At 37.0% G+C, this 17,692-nt stretch carries 20 protein-coding genes; 14 read left to right on the forward strand and 6 right to left on the reverse strand.

Annotation, left to right across the window (positions count from 1 at the left end; all coding sequences use genetic code 11):
- The first annotated feature begins 12 nt into the window (after positions 1-12).
- From F948_RS06655 to aroC, 10 genes are all read left to right on the forward strand, one after another.
- Positions 13-342, forward strand: coding sequence for a YbaB/EbfC family nucleoid-associated protein (locus F948_RS06655; RefSeq protein ID WP_004915785.1), 330 nt, complete (start codon positions 13-15; stop codon positions 340-342).
- 67 nt (positions 343-409) lie between these two features.
- Positions 410-1,006, forward strand: coding sequence for a recombination mediator RecR (recR, locus tag F948_RS06660; RefSeq protein ID WP_004915789.1), 597 nt, complete (start codon positions 410-412; stop codon positions 1,004-1,006).
- 287 nt (positions 1,007-1,293) lie between these two features.
- Entirely contained in the window at positions 1,294-2,436 is a 1,143-nt protein-coding gene (locus tag F948_RS06665; protein WP_004961806.1) for a ribonuclease D, read from the forward strand.
- A 102-nt stretch (positions 2,437-2,538) separates the two neighbouring features.
- Positions 2,539-2,844 carry a YcgL domain-containing protein gene (locus F948_RS06670; RefSeq protein WP_004961809.1) on the forward strand — a complete coding sequence of 102 codons (306 nt, stop codon included), beginning with the start codon at positions 2,539-2,541 and terminating at the stop codon, positions 2,842-2,844.
- Positions 2,837-3,223 carry a hypothetical protein gene (locus tag F948_RS06675; protein ID WP_004915801.1) on the forward strand — a complete coding sequence of 129 codons (387 nt, stop codon included), beginning with the start codon at positions 2,837-2,839 and terminating at the stop codon, positions 3,221-3,223. The genes F948_RS06670 and F948_RS06675 overlap by 8 nt, the downstream gene beginning before the upstream one ends.
- A gap of 39 nt (positions 3,224-3,262) precedes the next feature.
- Positions 3,263-4,114 carry an AAA family ATPase gene (locus F948_RS06680; protein ID WP_004915804.1) on the forward strand — a complete coding sequence of 284 codons (852 nt, stop codon included), beginning with the start codon at positions 3,263-3,265 and terminating at the stop codon, positions 4,112-4,114.
- A 12-nt stretch (positions 4,115-4,126) separates the two neighbouring features.
- Complete coding sequence (locus tag F948_RS06685; protein WP_004915807.1) at positions 4,127-5,314, forward strand: vWA domain-containing protein; 1,188 nt, start codon at positions 4,127-4,129, stop codon at positions 5,312-5,314.
- Between the two features lie 37 nt (positions 5,315-5,351).
- On the forward strand, positions 5,352-6,557 hold the full coding sequence (trpB, locus tag F948_RS06690) for a tryptophan synthase subunit beta (protein WP_004954438.1): 1,206 nt from the start codon (positions 5,352-5,354) through the stop codon (positions 6,555-6,557).
- 125 nt (positions 6,558-6,682) lie between these two features.
- Positions 6,683-7,693 carry a 50S ribosomal protein L3 N(5)-glutamine methyltransferase gene (gene prmB / locus F948_RS06695; RefSeq protein WP_004961811.1) on the forward strand — a complete coding sequence of 337 codons (1,011 nt, stop codon included), beginning with the start codon at positions 6,683-6,685 and terminating at the stop codon, positions 7,691-7,693.
- A gap of 11 nt (positions 7,694-7,704) precedes the next feature.
- Positions 7,705-8,796: a chorismate synthase gene (gene aroC, locus F948_RS06700; protein WP_004954434.1), complete on the forward strand. Its 1,092-nt coding sequence runs from the start codon at positions 7,705-7,707 to the stop codon at positions 8,794-8,796.
- Between the two features lie 100 nt (positions 8,797-8,896).
- Here aroC and F948_RS06705 read toward each other — a convergent pair whose 3' ends face one another.
- On the reverse strand, positions 8,897-10,126 hold the full coding sequence (locus F948_RS06705) for a GGDEF domain-containing protein (protein ID WP_004961815.1): 1,230 nt from the start codon (positions 10,124-10,126) through the stop codon (positions 8,897-8,899).
- A gap of 343 nt (positions 10,127-10,469) precedes the next feature.
- On the opposite strand from F948_RS06705, the gene F948_RS06710 reads away from it, so the two are divergent.
- Positions 10,470-11,216 (forward strand): iron-containing redox enzyme family protein, encoded by a 747-nt coding sequence (locus tag F948_RS06710; RefSeq protein ID WP_004915823.1) that lies wholly within the window; start codon positions 10,470-10,472, stop codon positions 11,214-11,216.
- 66 nt (positions 11,217-11,282) lie between these two features.
- Here F948_RS06710 and F948_RS06715 read toward each other — a convergent pair whose 3' ends face one another.
- The gene (locus F948_RS06715; RefSeq protein ID WP_004915825.1) at positions 11,283-11,981 is read right to left on the reverse strand and encodes an NAD(P)H-dependent oxidoreductase; all 699 of its coding nucleotides are present in this window, start codon (positions 11,979-11,981) and stop codon (positions 11,283-11,285) included.
- Between the two features lie 123 nt (positions 11,982-12,104).
- On the opposite strand from F948_RS06715, the gene F948_RS16680 reads away from it, so the two are divergent.
- Entirely contained in the window at positions 12,105-12,446 is a 342-nt protein-coding gene (locus F948_RS16680) for an AraC family transcriptional regulator ligand-binding domain-containing protein (protein ID WP_004961820.1), read from the forward strand.
- 38 nt (positions 12,447-12,484) lie between these two features.
- On the forward strand, positions 12,485-13,054 hold the full coding sequence (locus F948_RS16685) for a helix-turn-helix domain-containing protein (RefSeq protein WP_004961822.1): 570 nt from the start codon (positions 12,485-12,487) through the stop codon (positions 13,052-13,054).
- A gap of 90 nt (positions 13,055-13,144) precedes the next feature.
- Here F948_RS16685 and F948_RS06730 read toward each other — a convergent pair whose 3' ends face one another.
- On the reverse strand, positions 13,145-14,470 hold the full coding sequence (locus tag F948_RS06730) for an ISNCY family transposase (RefSeq protein WP_008942541.1): 1,326 nt from the start codon (positions 14,468-14,470) through the stop codon (positions 13,145-13,147).
- A 296-nt stretch (positions 14,471-14,766) separates the two neighbouring features.
- On the opposite strand from F948_RS06730, the gene F948_RS06735 reads away from it, so the two are divergent.
- Positions 14,767-15,003 carry a VF530 family protein gene (locus F948_RS06735; RefSeq protein WP_004961824.1) on the forward strand — a complete coding sequence of 79 codons (237 nt, stop codon included), beginning with the start codon at positions 14,767-14,769 and terminating at the stop codon, positions 15,001-15,003.
- Between the two features lie 122 nt (positions 15,004-15,125).
- Here F948_RS06735 and F948_RS06740 read toward each other — a convergent pair whose 3' ends face one another.
- From F948_RS06740 to F948_RS06750, 3 genes are all read right to left on the reverse strand, one after another.
- Positions 15,126-15,800 carry a HEPN domain-containing protein gene (locus F948_RS06740; protein WP_004961827.1) on the reverse strand — a complete coding sequence of 225 codons (675 nt, stop codon included), beginning with the start codon at positions 15,798-15,800 and terminating at the stop codon, positions 15,126-15,128.
- A gap of 72 nt (positions 15,801-15,872) precedes the next feature.
- Positions 15,873-16,181 (reverse strand): helix-turn-helix domain-containing protein, encoded by a 309-nt coding sequence (locus F948_RS06745; protein WP_004954417.1) that lies wholly within the window; start codon positions 16,179-16,181, stop codon positions 15,873-15,875.
- Positions 16,178-17,509, reverse strand: coding sequence for a type II toxin-antitoxin system HipA family toxin (locus tag F948_RS06750; protein WP_004961830.1), 1,332 nt, complete (start codon positions 17,507-17,509; stop codon positions 16,178-16,180). The genes F948_RS06745 and F948_RS06750 overlap by 4 nt, the downstream gene beginning before the upstream one ends.
- Between the last annotated feature and the right edge of the window lie 183 nt (positions 17,510-17,692).

The raw sequence follows: 17,692 nt of genomic DNA on the forward strand, positions 1-17,692 counted from the left end.
CGAGAGAAAGATATGAACATTAATATGCTCATGCAGCAAGCTCAGCGCATGCAAAAAGACATGGAAACAAATCTTAAAAAAGCCAAAGAAGAGCTTGCGAAAACTGAAGTTCATGCTGAAGCAGGTGGTGGATTAGTTAAAGTAACCATGACTTGTCGCCATGTTGTAAAACGCATCGAGATCAGTCCTGATTTATTGCAAGATGAAGCGGACATGATTGAAGACTTGATCGCAGCTGCGATGAATGATGCTGCTCGTCAAGCTGAAGCGATTTCAGAAGAGAAATTGCAAGGTGCAAATTCTGGTATGGGTTTACCACCGGGCTTATCTGGCTTGTTCTAATTGATTACTCCCTAAGTTTGAAAAATAAGCTTAGGGGGATTCTTTCTACAAATATTCGAGTTAATTTGTGTTTAGTGAACGATTTGAACAATTGGTTCAAGCATTGCGTATTTTGCCGAGTGTAGGTCCTAAGTCTGCACAGCGTATGGCATTACATTTATTGATGAAGAACCGTGAAGGTGCTTTTGCACTCTCGTATGCATTGCATGAGGCCTCGAGTCATATTCACGAATGCAGAATTTGTCATTCACTCACTGAAAATGAAATTTGTGATATTTGTGCGTCGACAGAGCGTGATTCAAATTTACTGTGTGTGGTTGAGTCACCCGCTGATGTTATGGCAATTGAACAAAGTGGAAGCTTTAGAGGTAAATATCATGTTTTAGGTGGGCATCTATCACCACTTGATGGTATTGGACCTGAGGAAATAGGCATCCCATATTTAGTGCAGCGTTTAAGTGAAGGTCAAATTGAAGAAGTGATCCTAGCAACTAATGCAACAGTTGAGGGGCAAGCAACGGCACATTATTTGGTTGAAGCGACAAAACACTTGCCAATACATATGACTCGAATTGCACAAGGCGTACCTCAGGGTGGTGAATTGGAATATGTAGACAGTCACACTTTGAGTCAGGCTGTACATAATCGAATGCGTATGAAATAAGACTAAGGTCGATATAATTTATATATTTATTTTAAATTCATGCTGTTAATTTAAACAAATAATTAAATTTTACATTTTGTCTTACATTATCATAGCTATAATTATTTAAATTTGTGGCACTATTGGCTGGCGAAATGGACTTTCGCTGATTTACAAATGGAATAGGGAGTAATTTCATGTTTTGCATGTGGAATACTAAGTAAATTTTTGCATCTGATCTCGCTTGAGCAATAACTGCAATGAAATCGTTGCATCGCTATGTTTTTAATTTTTTTACTTGAGCAATTATGTTTCAGTTTATCCAACAGCAAAAAGATCTAGCTGTTCTCCTCAATCAAATGGAACATTGTTCCACATACGCACTTGATACTGAGTTTATTAAGGTTGATACCTTATATCCGAAATTAGGCGTTTGCCAAATCAATGTAAATGATCAGGTTTCGTTGTTAGATGGCGCTGCGCTAGATTTATCTGATTTTTGGCGTAAGCTTTTTGAAGCTCAGCAGAATATCTTTCATGCATGCGGTGAGGATATTGATCTGATTTATCATTACGCAGATCAAAAGCCATTAAAAAATGTATTTGATACGCAAGTCGCGATGGCTTTTCTTGGTCATGGTTTGCAGGTCAGCTATCAAAATGCATTAAAAACTTGTTTAAATATTGATATCGATAAAGACCAAACACGTTCGGACTGGTTAGCACGTCCACTTAGTCAAGAGCAAATGAGTTACGCTGCAAATGACGTACTATATTTAAATAAGCTGGCAGAAAGGCTGAAGTTTGATCTTCAAACAAAGGGTCTATATTCCTATGTTTTAGAGGATTGCCAAAATCTAACTAAAGAAATCGCATTAGAGACACCATTATCTGAACTTTATACGGATATTGGTAATTATCGTCACTCTAGGCGTGAGTTGATGCAATTACAACAATTAAGCATCTGGCGTGAACAAATTACCAAAGCGATGAATCAACCACGTAGTTTCATACTTAAAAATGCCACAATGATTGATCTAGTCGAAAAGAATCCGCGAAATACTTTCCAGTTGGCACAAGTTAAAGACATGCGACCAAATATTGTGCGTGAGCATGGTAAAACAATTTTAGATCTACTGAAGTTTTTACCCCCAGAAGATGAATGGCCATTGCGTTTGGCGCGTCCTGTCAAAAACAACTCCAAAGAAATTGCACCTCGTGTTGATCTATTGATCGAAATGGTGGTCAATAAAACAGGTATTCCAAAGGAAGTGTTGTTACGTAAGAAGTGGCTAAATGCGATTTATGAGCATGTGGTCTTTCATCTCGATGAGCAAGATTTACCCAGCTATTTATTAGGTTGGCGCTATGATCTTTTGACAGAGCCGTTAATTGCACTTTTCAAAGAAGATATTGAGTTTTTAACAACTCAAATGAAGATTTCTAGGTAAATAAGAACAGTATAAAATACGACTGTAGCGTTAACATTCCTTAATGTACCTACAGTTTTTTTCATGTATGCTGTTTTTGATTGATAATGGTTGTGAGTAAACATGCACTGCGATATTTATAGATCGAGTAAAAAAGACGAAATGTATATTTATATTGCTCGTCCAAACTATCCTGAGGATAAAGATCAAGAGAATCCTCTAGAAGTCGTTCCTGAAAATGTCTTGCAAGCTTTTGGTAAAGCAACATTTGTAATGCACTTAGAGTTGCATGCTGAGCGTAAGCTTGCACGTGTAAATGTCTTGCATGTATTAGACTCTTTGCAAACCAAAGGCTTTTTTATTCAAATGCCACCAGAAGGTCTTATCAACCCGAATGCTGTAGAACCTGAGGGATTACGCGGTGCTTGAGACTCTAACGGCAATATGGTCACAAATTCTTTCGGTCTTTGATCAATTTCCAGAAGAAAATGTAGCCATTATTGTTTATGTTACTGGAACATTGATTGCCTTATGGTGCTGGTATCGTTTGATGTCGCGTTTACCGAATCCAGTAGGTGGAATACTGTGGATTATTGTTTTTGCAATTTTAGTCACACCAACCATCTCCGAGGGGCCTAATTCTGCATTAGCCCCAGCAATCTTTGGACTGATCTTCGGTGTACTTACCAAAGAGCATGTTCTTATTTGGTCAAATTTATCCTTAATTTTATTTGTAATTGGATTAGGATTACTGGTTGGGTTTTGCTGGTCTAAATACACTGCAAATAAAACAGGACACACGGTTTAAATCTACACACAGTTAAATATAGAAAAATAAGGTTTTAAAATGTCTGCTGATACACAACACTTTACTGGTACAGATCAATATATCGCAACCGATAGCCTCAAACTTGCAGTCAAAGCTGCACGAGCTTTACAAAAGCCTTTATTAGTTAAAGGTGAGCCAGGGACTGGTAAAACTTTACTTGCTGAGCAGGTTGCTGAAAGCTTAGGTTTGAAATTGATTACTTGGCATATCAAGTCAACGACTAAAGCACAACAAGGTCTGTATGAGTATGATGCTGTATCTCGCTTACGTGATAGCCAGTTAGGCGACGATCGTGTATATGACATTAAAAACTATATTAAACCAGGTAAGTTGTGGGAAGCATTTACCAGCGAAGAACGTTGTGTATTGTTAATTGATGAAATTGACAAGGCAGATATTGAGTTCCCAAATGATTTGTTGCATGAACTCGATAAAATGTCGTTCTATGTTTATGAGACAGGGGAAACAATTACCGCAACTCAACGACCTATCGTTATCATCACTTCAAATAATGAAAAAGAACTTCCAGATGCATTCTTACGTCGTTGCTTCTTCCATTATATTGAATTCCCTGATGAAGCAACCATGCGCGACATTATTGCTGTTCATTTCCCAAGTATTTCTAATACATTGGTGAGCGAAGCATTACAAATATTCTTCAAGTTACGCCAAGTGCCAAACCTGAAAAAACCACCATCAACATCTGAATTGATTGATTGGTTAAGCTTACTTATGGCTGATGATATGCCTGAAGATGTGTTGCGCAATCATGACAAATCAAAAGCAATTCCGCCACTTTATGGTGCTTTGATTAAAAATGAACAAGATGTGCAGTTACTTGAGCGTTTAGCTTTTATGTCACGCCGTTAAGAGTGTCTACCAATGTTTGTGAGACTGTTTTACACCTTACGTAAATATGGCGTTCCTGTTACCACCCGTGAATTGATTGATCTTAATCAGGCTGTGGCTTCAGGTCTTGTTTTCGCAGATCAAGACGAGTTCTATCAATTGGCTAAAACTGTCTTAGTCAAAGATGAACGATATTTTGATAAGTTTGATCGTGCTATGAAAGATTATTTTGATGGCATTGAAACTTTCGATTTAGATGAATTGCTTAAACAGGTTCATAAACTACCTAAAGATTGGTTTGATCTTGAGCTTTTAGAGAAACATCTAACACCAGAGCAACGTGAAGAACTACAAAAGGCCGGTTCCCTCGAAGAATTGATGAAAATGTTGGAAGAGCGTTTACGCGAACAACATAAAAAGCATCAAGGTGGCAATCGCATGATTGGTACGGGTGGAACTTCACCTTTTGGCGCCTTTGGTGATCATCCAGAAGGTGTGCGTATTGGTGGGCCAGGACGCAAACGTTCGGCTGTAAAAGTATGGGAGCAACGTAAATACCAAAATCTTGATGATGATCAGGTTTTAGGTACACGCCAAATGCAAATTGCTTTACGTCGCTTACGTAAATTTGCACGACAAGGTGCTGCAGAAGAGTTAGATGTAGATGGTACGATCCGTGAGACTGCAAAACAGGGTATCTTAGACGTACAACTGGTTCCAGAGCGCCGTAACCGTATTAAGGTTTTGATGCTATTTGATGTTGGTGGCTCCATGGATGCTTATATTGCTGAATGTGAGAAGTTGTTTAGCGCTGCCAAGTCAGAATTTAAGACACTAGAGTATTTCTATTTCCATAACTGTCTCTATGACTATGTTTGGAAAGATAATCATCGTCGTAGTTCAACGCGTATGAATACATGGGATTTATTCCATACATATGGACGTGACTACCGTGTCATCATCGTAGGTGACGCGAGTATGGCACCTTATGAGCTAAAGTCAGCGGGTGGTTCAGTTGAATATATGAATGATGAAGCTGGTGAGGTTTGGTTAAGGCGATTACGCCAACATTTTGATAAAACAGCTTGGTTAAATCCTGAAGTAGAAGGCTATTGGCATTACACACAGACTATTGGCTGGATTAAAGAGATTTTTGAAAATCATATGTATCCGATGACCCTCAAGGGGATTGAGGATATGACACGATATTTATCACGCTAAAAATTGACATTAATACTTTATAAGAACAGGAAAAGACATGGAACATCAAATTAACGGCATTGCTTTGCCTAATGAATTAGGCTTTTTTGGTAATTTTGGCGGTCAATTTATTCCTCCTCATTTAAAAGAGGCAATGGACGAAATTAACAATGCTTATGAAGAAATTCGTCATACAGCTGAATTTCAAGATGAACTTAATGATTTGTTTAAAAATTACGTTGGTCGCCCAAGCCCTTTATTTCATGCAAAACGTCTATCCGATCAACTAGGTGGAGCACAGATTTATTTAAAACGAGAAGATCTTAACCATACTGGTGCTCATAAAATTAATCACTGTTTAGGAGAGGCTTTGCTTGCTAAATATATGGGCAAAAGCAAGGTCATAGCTGAAACTGGTGCAGGACAGCATGGTGTTGCTCTAGCAACTGCTTGTGCATTAGTCGGTATTCCGTGTGAAATTCATATGGGACAAGTAGATATCGAAAAAGAACATCCAAACGTCGTTAAAATGAAAATTTTGGGTGCAAAGTTGGTTTCAGTTACTCAGGGGACTGCAACTTTAAAAGATGCAGTTGATAGTGCTTTTGAAGAATATTTAAAAGATCCTAAAAATTATATTTACGCGATTGGTTCTGTAGTTGGTCCGCATCCATTTCCCAAAATGGTACGTGACTTTCAGTCGATTATTGGAAATGAAATTAAAACTCAAGCAAACGAACGTTTTGGACAAAACCCTGATTATGTAGTTGCATGTGTAGGTGGTGGGTCAAATGCAATTGGTGCTTTCACTGCATTCTTAAATATCCCTGAAGTAAAACTTGTTGGGGTTGAACCAGCAGGTCACGGCTTAGATACGGATAAACACTCAGCTACACTTACATTGGGTAAGCCAGGTCAAATTCATGGTATGGCGTGTTATGTGCTTGAGGATGATCAAGGAGAACCCCTACCTGTACATTCGATTGCATCAGGTTTGGATTATCCTGGTGTAGGACCACAACATAGTTTTCTTAAAGAGTTGGGACGTGTTCAATATGAAACAGCAACAGATCAAGAGTGTTTAGATGCATTTATGACGCTTTCGCGCGTCGAAGGTATTGTGCCTGCTCTAGAAAGCTCCCATGCGGTGGCTTGGGCATTACGTGAAGCACCTAAAATGGATAAAAATACGAAGATCGTCGTGAATCTTTCTGGTCGTGGAGATAAGGATTCAGACTATGTTGCTCAAAAGTTGGGTTTGTAATTTTCTACCTTGATTTAAATTTCATAAACCGTTTCTAGTCTGTAGAAGCGGTTTTTTACTGTTAAATAGGCTTGAATCCCGTTAGAATAAAGCGTTTTTGCTATTTGCATTTTGGAGACGCCTAAGTGGAGCGACCTACAATCAGCCCTGAACATTTACAAGAAGCGGCTGAAAATTTAGTAAGCATTCGAGATTTTATTCGTTTTGGTGTAACCGCACTTCGTCAATATGACGCACACTTAGGACAAGGTACTGAAGATTATTTTGCAGAAAGTTCAGCTTTAGTTTTACAAACTTTATCACTAGAGTGGAATGCAGATTCAGAAATTCTAGATGCGAAACTTTTGCCGAGTGAAAAGGCTGAATTCCTTAGTTTGTTAGAACGTCGAATCAACGAACGAGTTCCAACCTCATACTTATTGAATTTGGCATATTTCTTTAATAAGCCATTCTATGTCGATGAGCGTGTTTTGATTCCGCGTTCACCAATTGCTGAATTAATTGAACAGCGTTTTGCACCATACTGCTTAGATGAAAATGGACAAATGCTTGAAGCTTTAAATAGCTTACCTGTTAATCCAAATCCAAAAACACCGCAACGTATTTTAGATATGTGTACAGGTTCTGGTTGTATTGCAGTTGCATTAGCCTATGCATTTCCTGATTCTGAAGTAGATGCTACTGATATTTCTAAAGAAGCTTTAGAAGTTGCTTCCATTAATACAGAACATCACAACAAACAATATCAAGTTGCATTACTGGAATCTGATTTGTTTGCAAAAATTCCAGCTGAAAATCAATATGACCTTATTGTCAGCAATCCACCATATGTGGATGCAGAAGATATGGCCGATTTACCAGAAGAATTTTTGCATGAACCTGAATTGGCACTTGCTGCGGGTCAGGATGGTTTGGATTTAGTGCGCAAAATGTTAGCTCAAGCTGCTGATTATTTGACTGAAGATGGTCTAATCGTCATCGAAGTGGGTAACTCAGAATGGGCAATGCGCCAAAACTTCAATACAGTTGACTTCCATTGGCTCACTTTCCAAAAAGGCGGTTCTGGTATTTTTGCATTAACTGCTGAACAATGCCGCCGTTATAAAGAAATATTTCAGCAATCTGTTCAAAGTTAAGGGGCTAAAACATGGCAGGGAATAGTATTGGGCAACTCTTTAAGGTAACAACATGTGGTGAATCACATGGTGCTGGCTTAATGGCAATTGTCGATGGAGTGCCACCGGGTCTTGAACTGTGTGAAGCTGATTTACAACGTGATTTAGATCGCCGTAAACCAGGTACCTCTAAGTTCGCAACACAACGTAAAGAGCCTGATGAAGTTGAAATCATATCAGGTGTTTTCGAAGGAAAAACAACCGGAACTTCGATCGGTTTACTAATTCGTAATACAGATCAAAAATCAAAAGATTACGGTAATATTGCTCAAACTTTCCGCCCTGGTCATGCTGACTATACTTACACGCAAAAATACGGTTTCCGTGATTATCGTGGTGGTGGTCGTTCAAGCGCTCGAGAAACAGCTATGCGTGTTGCTGCAGGTGCTATTGCAAAGAAATACTTAGCTGAGAAATTTGGAATCGATATTCGTGGTCATGTCACTCAAATCGGTAATGAGGTTGCTGAGAAATTAGATTGGAATGAAGTTCCAAATAATCCATTCTTTTGTGGTGATGTTGATGCTGTCCCTCGTTTTGAACAACTTGTGACTTCATTACGTGAGCAAGGAACAAGTTGTGGGGCTAAACTGGAAATCCTCGCTGAGAAGGTTCCTGTGGGTTGGGGTGAACCTGTTTTTGATCGATTAGATGCTGATATTGCACATGCGATGATGAGCATTAATGCTGTAAAAGGCGTTGAGATCGGGGATGGTTTCGCTGTTGCGGGTCAATTTGGTCACGAAACTCGTGATGAACTCACTACAGATGGTTTTCTTGCAAATCATGCTGGTGGAATTCTAGGTGGTATTTCAAGTGGACAAACAATCCGTGTTGCAATCGCTCTAAAACCGACTGCTAGTATTACAACACCGGGTAAAACAATCACGATTGATCGGGAAAATACAGATGTATTAACGAAAGGGCGACATGACCCATGTGTAGGTGTACGTGCTACACCTATTGCAGAAGCAATGTTGGCAATTGTATTGATGGACCATTTTTTAAGACATCGTGCTCAGAATGCAGATGTAGTTCCGCCATTTAAACCTATAGAACCATAAAATATAAAGACACCTATTATTAAATTAATAGGTGTCTTTTTTTATCAATGTTTAAAATAATATAAAATTATTTAAATAAATTTAAATTACATTTTAGTGGTTATAATAACTCTGAAACTTTATTATTTGACGTTGCAATATGATATTGGTTCCGACCATTACTCTTAGCAATATATAATGCATGATCTGCTTGAGATACGAATTCTGAAAGACTGTCATTTAGTGTTGGTGTAATGGTTGCCACACCAACACTGATCGTAACGTGCTTAGAAATATTGCTTCGAGGATGCACAATACCAATATTTCTGACTAGTTCCATTAAGCGCTGAACTTGAATAATAGCCTGATCTCGATCAGTCATAGAGAACAATAGCAAAAACTCTTCACCGCCATACCGAGCAGCTAAATCTCCACTTCTTGATGCAATCGAACCCAACATAATTGCGATACGTCTAAGGCATTGATCGCCTTGAATATGACCTAGTGTATCGTTATAGAGTTTGAAGAAATCAATATCAATCATCATGATGGTAAGTGGCATCTCATGTCGAGTGGCTCTTTTCCATTCGTTCTCAAGTACTTCATCTAGATAGCGACGATTTGCTAAGCCCGTTAAAGCATCTTGTTGAGATAAAATTGATAATTGCTGTGCTTGACGCATCAACTCAAGACGATTCAGTTCAATCATGCAATTTTGTAGATAGTTTTCTCGATGTTGTCGATCAGTTGCATAAGCTAAAGCCATGCCTAAAAAACTACTGAAGGTATATGTGCGATGTAAATAAGTCCAATCAATAGAACCATTTAGCCAAGTACTTGCAGCTACGCCAATCAATCCACCAGCCCAGCCAGCAATAATGGCTGTGTAAAAACGCATTCCAACGAAGCCATAAATAATTACGACGGCATACATCATTGCTGCGTGGAATAAAACGTTATTTTGACCTTGTTCAAGTACGTTGATAAGGGTAAATGTGATTGCAACGGCACCCATGGAACCTAAACAAACGTAATGATCAAACCATTTATTAAGATTTGGCACAAAAGAAAGTAGCCAAGCAAACATAATGATAATGCCGACCCAGCCATAATAAGCAAACCATTCAAAACGCATGCCAGAAGGAAGAACTTGATAGATACCAAAGCTTAGAAATGCATATAATCCTAAAATAATAGGAGCTCTATAACGAAACTCATAAGCTGCTTCATTTCTATACTGATCTTTGTAGATCGATTCTAATTCTTTAGGAAACCAAACTAAATTTAGCCCGCGAGAAATTAACAAGTCGATTTGTTCTTGTCCCAAAATATTGGAAGCCTTCAACTTCATCTTATCTCTCACCACTCCCAAATATTTTTATACATGTAAAATAGGGATTATTTAAAAAACTATGTTACATCGAATTAAATTAAAATTTTTTATTCGATAATAAAAAAATAATTAGTGCAAAATTCAACTTTAATTAATCCCCACTCATCATCCATTGATCGAATTTATTAAAATCTATTAAATAATATAATGATTCAGACAAATAAAATATCAAACCCTTAAAAACTGTTACAAATTTACCAAGAATGATTGTATATTTGGAGCAATAAGATACAATTTAGAAAAAAGCATCAATCACATACAGAGTGATTGAATTAAGTCATACGAAATAGGATGCATCGCAATGACTGCTATGAATCAATACAGCACAAAATTAGAAATCACGCCTCATTCTGATTGGGCGCAAAAGTTCTGGGATGAGCTTGTACCTGCTAAAGAAAGAGTGAGTAAACATCCATTATTTGTGGACATGGCAAATGGGGATTTAAGCCTCGAGTGTTTCCGTTCTGCATTATTAAATTTTTATCCATTGGTTGCTCATTTTCCATCATACATGGCAGGTGCATTAGCTAAAGCGACTAACTTTGCTCTAGATGGTGTAACCGAAACCCGAGACTGGTTAATCCAAAATATCAAAGTTGAAGAAAGACATTTAAATTGGTATCAAGATTGGGCAGGTGGATTCGGTTTGACTGTTGAGATGTTAAATAACGTTAGGCCTCCTGCGGCGATGAATGCTGTGAATCATTATTTGTGGGATGTAAATTTTAGAGGTGGCTTGGCTGAAAGTATTGCTGCAACAAATTTAGCCATTGAGTGGGCGACAGGTGATTGGACAATCCAAGTCTACAAAGGGATTCAAACTTATACTTCACATCCTGAAGTCAATATCAATAAAAGATCATTGGCTTGGTTGAGAGCTCATGCGCATTATGATGATTTACATCCATATGAAGCGATGGAATTAATCAAAAGATTATGTCACAAAGATCCTGTTTTACAGAAAAAAGCTTTTCAGGCAGCTCAAGATGGTTTGGCTTATTATGAGTTGGCTTTGGATGAGTGCTATAAAATTCAACATAAAAACTAAGTTCTAATGATAGAAACAGTCACATTTTTATAAAAGTGTGACTGTTTTTTTATAAGTTTGATTTTGTTAAAGCGGATAAAGTTTCTCATCAAAGTTTTCTAATTTTGGAAACTCTAAAGGCGTTAATTGATCTATATTGTTTAAATAATCTTCAAAATTTTCAATGATATTCATTCTATTTTCATCTTTAATATAAGGAACATGATAAGCAATAAATGGCGGAAGTACCTCAAAACCTACATAAGCCAAACTCCCTCGTTGGATTGAAGATAGGTAAGTCTCTATATAGCCGTGAATTGATTTATCACCAAACATATGCTCACGACCGCCCAGAGTCAGACACAGTATCGCTTTTTTTCCAGTCATTCCGCCATGATTGTAAAAGCGTTTTCCACCATAAAAGAGACCAGCAACAAATACTCGATCAATCCATCCTTTTAAGATTGCAGGAACAGAAGTCCAATATAGTGGAAAGCTGAATATAACGAGATCTGCACGTTTAACTTTATCGATTTCTATCTGAATATCTTGCGCAAGTGTTTGATTCTTTTGTGCATGACGTTGTTCAAGTGCATAATTAAAGTAATCAGTTTGGTTGAGTGATTCAAAATCTAATTGTGAAGCAACTGGATTGAAATTCATCTCATATAAATCAGAGATTTCTACATAATGTCCTTGTTTTTCAAGATTTTCTTTAGCAGTATTTTTTAAAGATGATGTGAATGACTTGGGTTCAGGATGTGCATGAACAATCAAAATATGCATTTAATATTTGCCTTGATGAAGAATTTCATCTTTTTACTATGCCGTAAATAAAAAAGCTGTCATAGTTCATGACCCGACAATATTTACCATTTCACGCCAATGTAAATGATTAATGGAGTGTCAATGTTACTTTCTAAGTTACCAGGTACGTATGTAAATCTATTGATTGAAACTATAGAAGAATGGGGGATTTCATCAGAGGAAGTTCTTGTTGACACACATATTACATTTGAAGATTTACAAAAAACGTATTGGTATGTTGATTCGGAAGTTTTTATTCAATTACTTGAAAAATCAGTACGTTTAACTGGTAATGCTGCATTTCCAATCCTTATGGCAAACAAAATGAAAGTATCTCATTATGGAAATGTTGGTATTGCTGCAATGTCCTCAAAAAACCTTGAGCAGGCATTGAGAGTGTTAGAAGAATTTATTGGTCTATTTTATATCTTACTCACATACTAGTTGAATCTGAGAGTACAAATAAATTTATAGCATTTCTTGTGGCAAGTTTTGCGAATATCATAAGTAAGTTGATAAAAACCGAATCAGATATTCTTATTTTTCTTAAACAAAAACAATCATTTATTAATAATAATTTTGCTTATAAATTTGAGCAAGTAACTGATGCTGTTTGCTTTGACAGAGAGCTATTAAATATACATTTAAAGACTGCAGACGAGATTGTTTTTAAACTTGCAAAGAAACAGTGTATTCGTGATACGGAGAAACATATAAAAAGTAGACAAACAAAATCTATTATGCGATCGCAAATCATTGAGCTCATAGAAACAAGTCTGATCCAAAAGAATATTGGTCAATTGAACTTATCTGAGGTTGCCAAGCAGTTAAATATGTCTTCAAGAACGTTGCAGCGTTATTTGGAAATTGAAGACACAACATTCAAGGCTTTGATTGCTGAAGTTAGAAAACAATATGCAGAAGCCATGCTAATTCAAAACGAACTATCTATACAAGAAATATCTGAGTCTTTAGGTTATGCAGACGTTTCTCATTTCTCAAGAGCTTTTAAAAATTGGACTAGGGTTACGCCAAAAGCATTTAGGAAGTAAGTATGAATAGATATGTAGTGTAGATTTTTCAAACGTATTAATGTTATTCCCAAGTAGAAATGTCCTACCTAATAACCAAATAGAAATGTCCTATATGGACATTTCCAAGTCAAGCACAGGATTTAGATTTCGTTGTTCAATCGCTGTTTTCTGTGCTTGTCTACGTGGCATCTTTTGAGAACGATTGCGTTTGTTTTGGTGTTCCAGTTGTTCATGCTGTTGTTGAATATGTGCCAGCACAGAACCCAAACGTTTATTCTCAACGATCTCTCGCTGGTTGAGCTGACTTAATTTATCAAAGATGCTGTAATTGATTTTTCTTCCCTGATATTCAATGGCTACAGTACCATCCGGATATTCCAGGAACTCAAGATACTTGCCGCCCAATCTTTGATTTTCTTCGCTGTTTTCCAAGATATATACGCATTTATCATAAGTAATCGTCAAGCTGTTCGTGACCCTGCGGGGTTCACGCCAGGTAAAAACATCATCTAATTCTTCGGCTGTTTCAGCGATAGGCCGATGTAGATCCTTGGAATTAAAAGCCATCTTGGCGAATTTACGATTAAATTGCTCAATAAAGCACGGCAGCCACTTATTGGCATCTGCAATTGAACTGATGCCTTCTAGACGCATCTCCTTAATCAGACGATCCTGAAGTGTTCTATTCGCTCGTTCTACACGACCTTTGGCTTGAGGGGAGTTAGCGAAAATGATATCGATATTGAGAGTGCTCAGAACACGTCCAAACTGGGTAATCTTGGTGTCTTTCTTGCTACTTTGATTCACCCTAAAAACTGAATGTTTGTCACTGTAAAATGCCAATGGCTTACCATGCTGTTCGATATATAAACGTGTCGAAATCATATAGTCAAAGGCTGACTCTGACGCACAGAAGCGTAAATGCTGCAATTTTCCTGTGGCATCATCGATGAATACTAGCAGACAGCATTTAGGTGCTCGACCTTCAAACCAATCATGGTGTGAGCCATCAATTTGGATCAATTCACCATAACAATCTCGGTTATAACGAGGCTGATATGGTCGTTTCAGGCGCTTGCAGCGAGGGATCCATAAATCGGCTGCAATCATCCAGGAACGCAGGGTTTCTACTGAAAGATCGAATCCATGCACGGTGGTGAGCTTTTCATGCGCTAAAGTGGGTCCGAAACCATAAAGTTGATCTGAAACAATATTGAGACACTTAAGTCTGAGTTCTTCAGGAAGTTTAGAATTGCTGATTTGGCCACGACCGGCATGGGCTAATGCAGCGGGACCTTGAGCTTTGTATTTCTGCAGTAAGCGTCTGATGTGACGTTCTGAGATATGAAGTAGCTGAGCAGCCTGGGATTGAGTTATACGTTGATCACAGATTTCTTGCAAGACCGACAATCGTTTAAGTTCTTTATCCGACATAGACACCAACATATCAAACCGTCCGCTAAGGAAATTGCAAAAGCGCATATTCTAAAAGCGGACATTTTTACTTTGGAGAAACCGGACATTTCTATTTTGGGCTTACATACGATACTTCGTATAATGTATATTATGTTAAATGACTTACACCTGGCAATAACTTCATCTTTTCTATTCCATAACCACTATTCAATAACTTAAGTGATTTCTGTTTTAATTACGTTCAAATTCCAACCCTCTCATTTTTAACTAGCCTAGGTTATAATGATGGTCTTCCAAAATATTGTTGCTCTATTATGAACGCCTCCAATGACCCTCTACACGGCAAAAAACTTGCTGACATTTTGGATGAATTATTGGATTACTACGGTGGCTTTGAAGGCTTAAGTCGTAAAATTGAAATTAGATGTTTTTGCATAGATCCAAGTGTTAAATCATCATTGCGATTCTTGCGTACCACACCATGGGCACGTGAAAAAGTAGAAAACTTATATTTGTATGTTTTACGCCAGAAAGCCAAACAGAAATCGTAGCCATCAAAACACTAGTCTCAGCATTTTAATTGGTGGTGGACTATCACCTCGTTGTTGAGTATTCAAAAGTTACATAATTCGCTACTCTACTTGCGTATCTGTCGATTCTACACAAGATTGAATCAGGATGAATGATTCAGTAAAAATCTCTCTATGTCATCAATCATTCGTTCTACATCTTCTTTCGTGAATTGCTCATAATTTCCATGAGCTGCGCTATTCCTTATATCAGCTAAGGCTGTAATTTGTTTTTGCTGAAGCTTGTTATAAACTCCAGCTTTGGCTAGATCGTCATTTAACTGAGTTAATTTTTTTCTTTCGATTTCAATATTATTGTTCAAACATACCTCTTTTATAGCGGTTTCTAAGACTACGCCTGCAATTACAGCCGCAGCATTCTTGTAACCATTTTCTAAAAGAGATCTTGATTGTTCAAGTTCACTATCAAAAACTTCAGCTTGAATTATCTGTTTAAAAGAAACTAAAAAACCATTTTTAAAATCATCGTAAGTAGCTACCAAAATAGGAAATAACCGTATAAGGACTCTAGCATTTGTATCAAAACTTTGAACCTCTTCTGCTAAAGAAAACTCTTTGCAATGAACAGAATTTTCACCACAAGATAAATTAAGTAAATTTTTCACCTTTACTTTCCATTGTAAATATTGAGCATTCTTATCTTCGTCAAGGTCATAATATTCTCCAGAATATTCAGAATATTTTTTCTTTATGAAAGATTTTATAATTTCTGCTTCATCAATTAATTGTTCAAATCGATTTAGTATTTTTTGGCTCATAATATTCCTCTAATTTTTATTGATTTTTGAACAAATACTGGAACAAACTTTTCTTTAGGTATTTGGTTCATTTCACTCTGATGGTTTAATGATCTTTCTCACAATATGCTCATGAGTCGGTACAAGTCCTGCTTTCAATCCAAGTGGTTTAAATACCTTGTCTAAAACAGATTGCGTAAGTTTTCCTTTATCTTGTTCAATATCAGTTAACGTCCTACGACTTACACCGACTAAATTTGCATATTGTTCCTGAGACATACCAAGAATATTTTTTCGCAAATACGCCAATAATTGCCCTAATGTGATTTCATTCAATAAGTACTGCATATATAGATCAATAAGAACTTGTTGACGATCTTGAGTCTGATTTTTTGTATTCATAATAGTTCCCATCTTTCTAATTTAGCTTCAACATAGTCAAATGAAAGCGCTGGCATCTCCATAATTTGTTTTGGTACACCTTTATCTATTAATCTTTGTTTTAGCCCAACAAGATGACTTGCTAAAGATTTCAATGTAGTTAGAGATAAATTCGGATCGCATAAATGTGCAAGCTTTTGTGTAATTTGCTCCCATCGATATTCTCCTCCTTCCTCATAAGGACTTCCCCAAGTTATTGATCTTGTAACAACTTCTGGATCAGCTTTCATTGGAGCAAAATCATAAATTGGAGCAAGCGAAATTTTTCCAGATTGTTTTAGAAATGAAGTATTTCGCCCATGATTATCAGAATTACCAAAAATAATATTGAGTAAATCTCGCTGTAACCACTCACAAACGAATTGTTCTGAATCAAACTCTGAATCAATAGATTTCAGTAAATTGCATAGATTTTCAATCACTTCAAAGTGATTGAGATGGCTACCCGAAGCTTTATTTAATACGGAATAGACAGATTCAAGCCCATGACGATGCCATTTTTGGTTGTGCCATTCAACATCAAATCTTGGTAGCCATAATGATGGATATTTTTCACCTTCGATCAGCTTCATTTCTGTAGTTTCAATGGTATTGAAACCCAACTCTTTTAGCTCTTGATAGTAATAGTATTCTGCTCTGAGAATATTACAGTCGATCTCACTACGATTATTTCTAGGGAATTTAACTAGATAGTGTTGATCAGGTTGATCAAAGTTTTGTTGATAAGTATCAATCCAAATATTTTGATCTTTTGTAGCACGAATCAATAATTTAGGAGCTTCACCACCCGCTCCTGTTGCACCACCACTAATTGCACCCATTTGCTGTGCATATTCAAGAAAATCTACATTTCGGTCAGCAACATCACTTTGACTAAAATAACGTAAATGCAGAGTTGATTCAGGATTGATTGGTGGAAGAGCTTCTTTTATTCTCAAATTGCCTACGGGTGCGATGCCACCTTTTTCTAATAAAATACTATCTTGCTCAGCATGCGTTAGTCTTTGTAGACCTAGAAAATTCACCCAATAACGGCGTGCAGCACCTGATGGAACAATATCATCTAAAAAACCAAACCATGAACTAGATTCATGTTTTATTAGTAGTTGTACAGGTAGCGACAAACTACAGGCATGCTCATCTCGCTTGTCCAAATTGTGGATTGCGTATTCTAAATCGTAAGCTAATTCACTGGCACTTGCTGAGCCTAGTTTAGGTTCTAATAATGTTAGTTCAGCAATATCAAACCAACTTTGATCAAGTAACGCCTGTATTGTTAATTTTTTCATTGATGTAAATGAGCAATTATTTTCTCAAAAATACTCTTTTTTTTTATATTTGTGAATATATTTGCGCATAATTATTTTTTATGTAAGTTTTTGAGCATAAATTTGCTCATAACGATCTGTGGAAAATAACTTACTCAGTGTTTATTTAAAACCCTTTATTTCATTGTTATAAGGTATGAAAAA

The sequence above is a fragment of the Acinetobacter junii CIP 64.5 genome (assembly GCF_000368765.1).
Lineage (GTDB): Bacteria > Pseudomonadota > Gammaproteobacteria > Pseudomonadales > Moraxellaceae > Acinetobacter > Acinetobacter junii.

Coding starts and splice junctions, on each gene's coding strand:
- F948_RS06705 (WP_004961815.1), bottom strand. CDS start 10,126: ATGAAGTTGAAGGCTTCCAATATTTTGGGACAAGAACAAATCGACTTG.
- F948_RS06745 (WP_004954417.1), bottom strand. CDS start 16,181: ATGAATACAAAAAATCAGACTCAAGATCGTCAACAAGTTCTTATTGAT.
- F948_RS06730 (WP_008942541.1), bottom strand. CDS start 14,470: ATGTCGGATAAAGAACTTAAACGATTGTCGGTCTTGCAAGAAATCTGT.
- aroC (WP_004954434.1), top strand. CDS start 7,705: ATGGCAGGGAATAGTATTGGGCAACTCTTTAAGGTAACAACATGTGGT.
- F948_RS06680 (WP_004915804.1), top strand. CDS start 3,263: ATGTCTGCTGATACACAACACTTTACTGGTACAGATCAATATATCGCA.
- F948_RS06735 (WP_004961824.1), top strand. CDS start 14,767: ATGAACGCCTCCAATGACCCTCTACACGGCAAAAAACTTGCTGACATT.
- F948_RS06750 (WP_004961830.1), bottom strand. CDS start 17,509: ATGAAAAAATTAACAATACAGGCGTTACTTGATCAAAGTTGGTTTGAT.
- F948_RS06685 (WP_004915807.1), top strand. CDS start 4,127: ATGTTTGTGAGACTGTTTTACACCTTACGTAAATATGGCGTTCCTGTT.
- F948_RS06740 (WP_004961827.1), bottom strand. CDS start 15,800: ATGAGCCAAAAAATACTAAATCGATTTGAACAATTAATTGATGAAGCA.
- F948_RS06710 (WP_004915823.1), top strand. CDS start 10,470: ATGACTGCTATGAATCAATACAGCACAAAATTAGAAATCACGCCTCAT.
- F948_RS06715 (WP_004915825.1), bottom strand. CDS start 11,981: ATGCATATTTTGATTGTTCATGCACATCCTGAACCCAAGTCATTCACA.
- trpB (WP_004954438.1), top strand. CDS start 5,352: ATGGAACATCAAATTAACGGCATTGCTTTGCCTAATGAATTAGGCTTT.
- F948_RS06665 (WP_004961806.1), top strand. CDS start 1,294: ATGTTTCAGTTTATCCAACAGCAAAAAGATCTAGCTGTTCTCCTCAAT.
- F948_RS16680 (WP_004961820.1), top strand. CDS start 12,105: ATGTTACTTTCTAAGTTACCAGGTACGTATGTAAATCTATTGATTGAA.
- F948_RS06670 (WP_004961809.1), top strand. CDS start 2,539: ATGCACTGCGATATTTATAGATCGAGTAAAAAAGACGAAATGTATATT.
- F948_RS06655 (WP_004915785.1), top strand. CDS start 13: ATGAACATTAATATGCTCATGCAGCAAGCTCAGCGCATGCAAAAAGAC.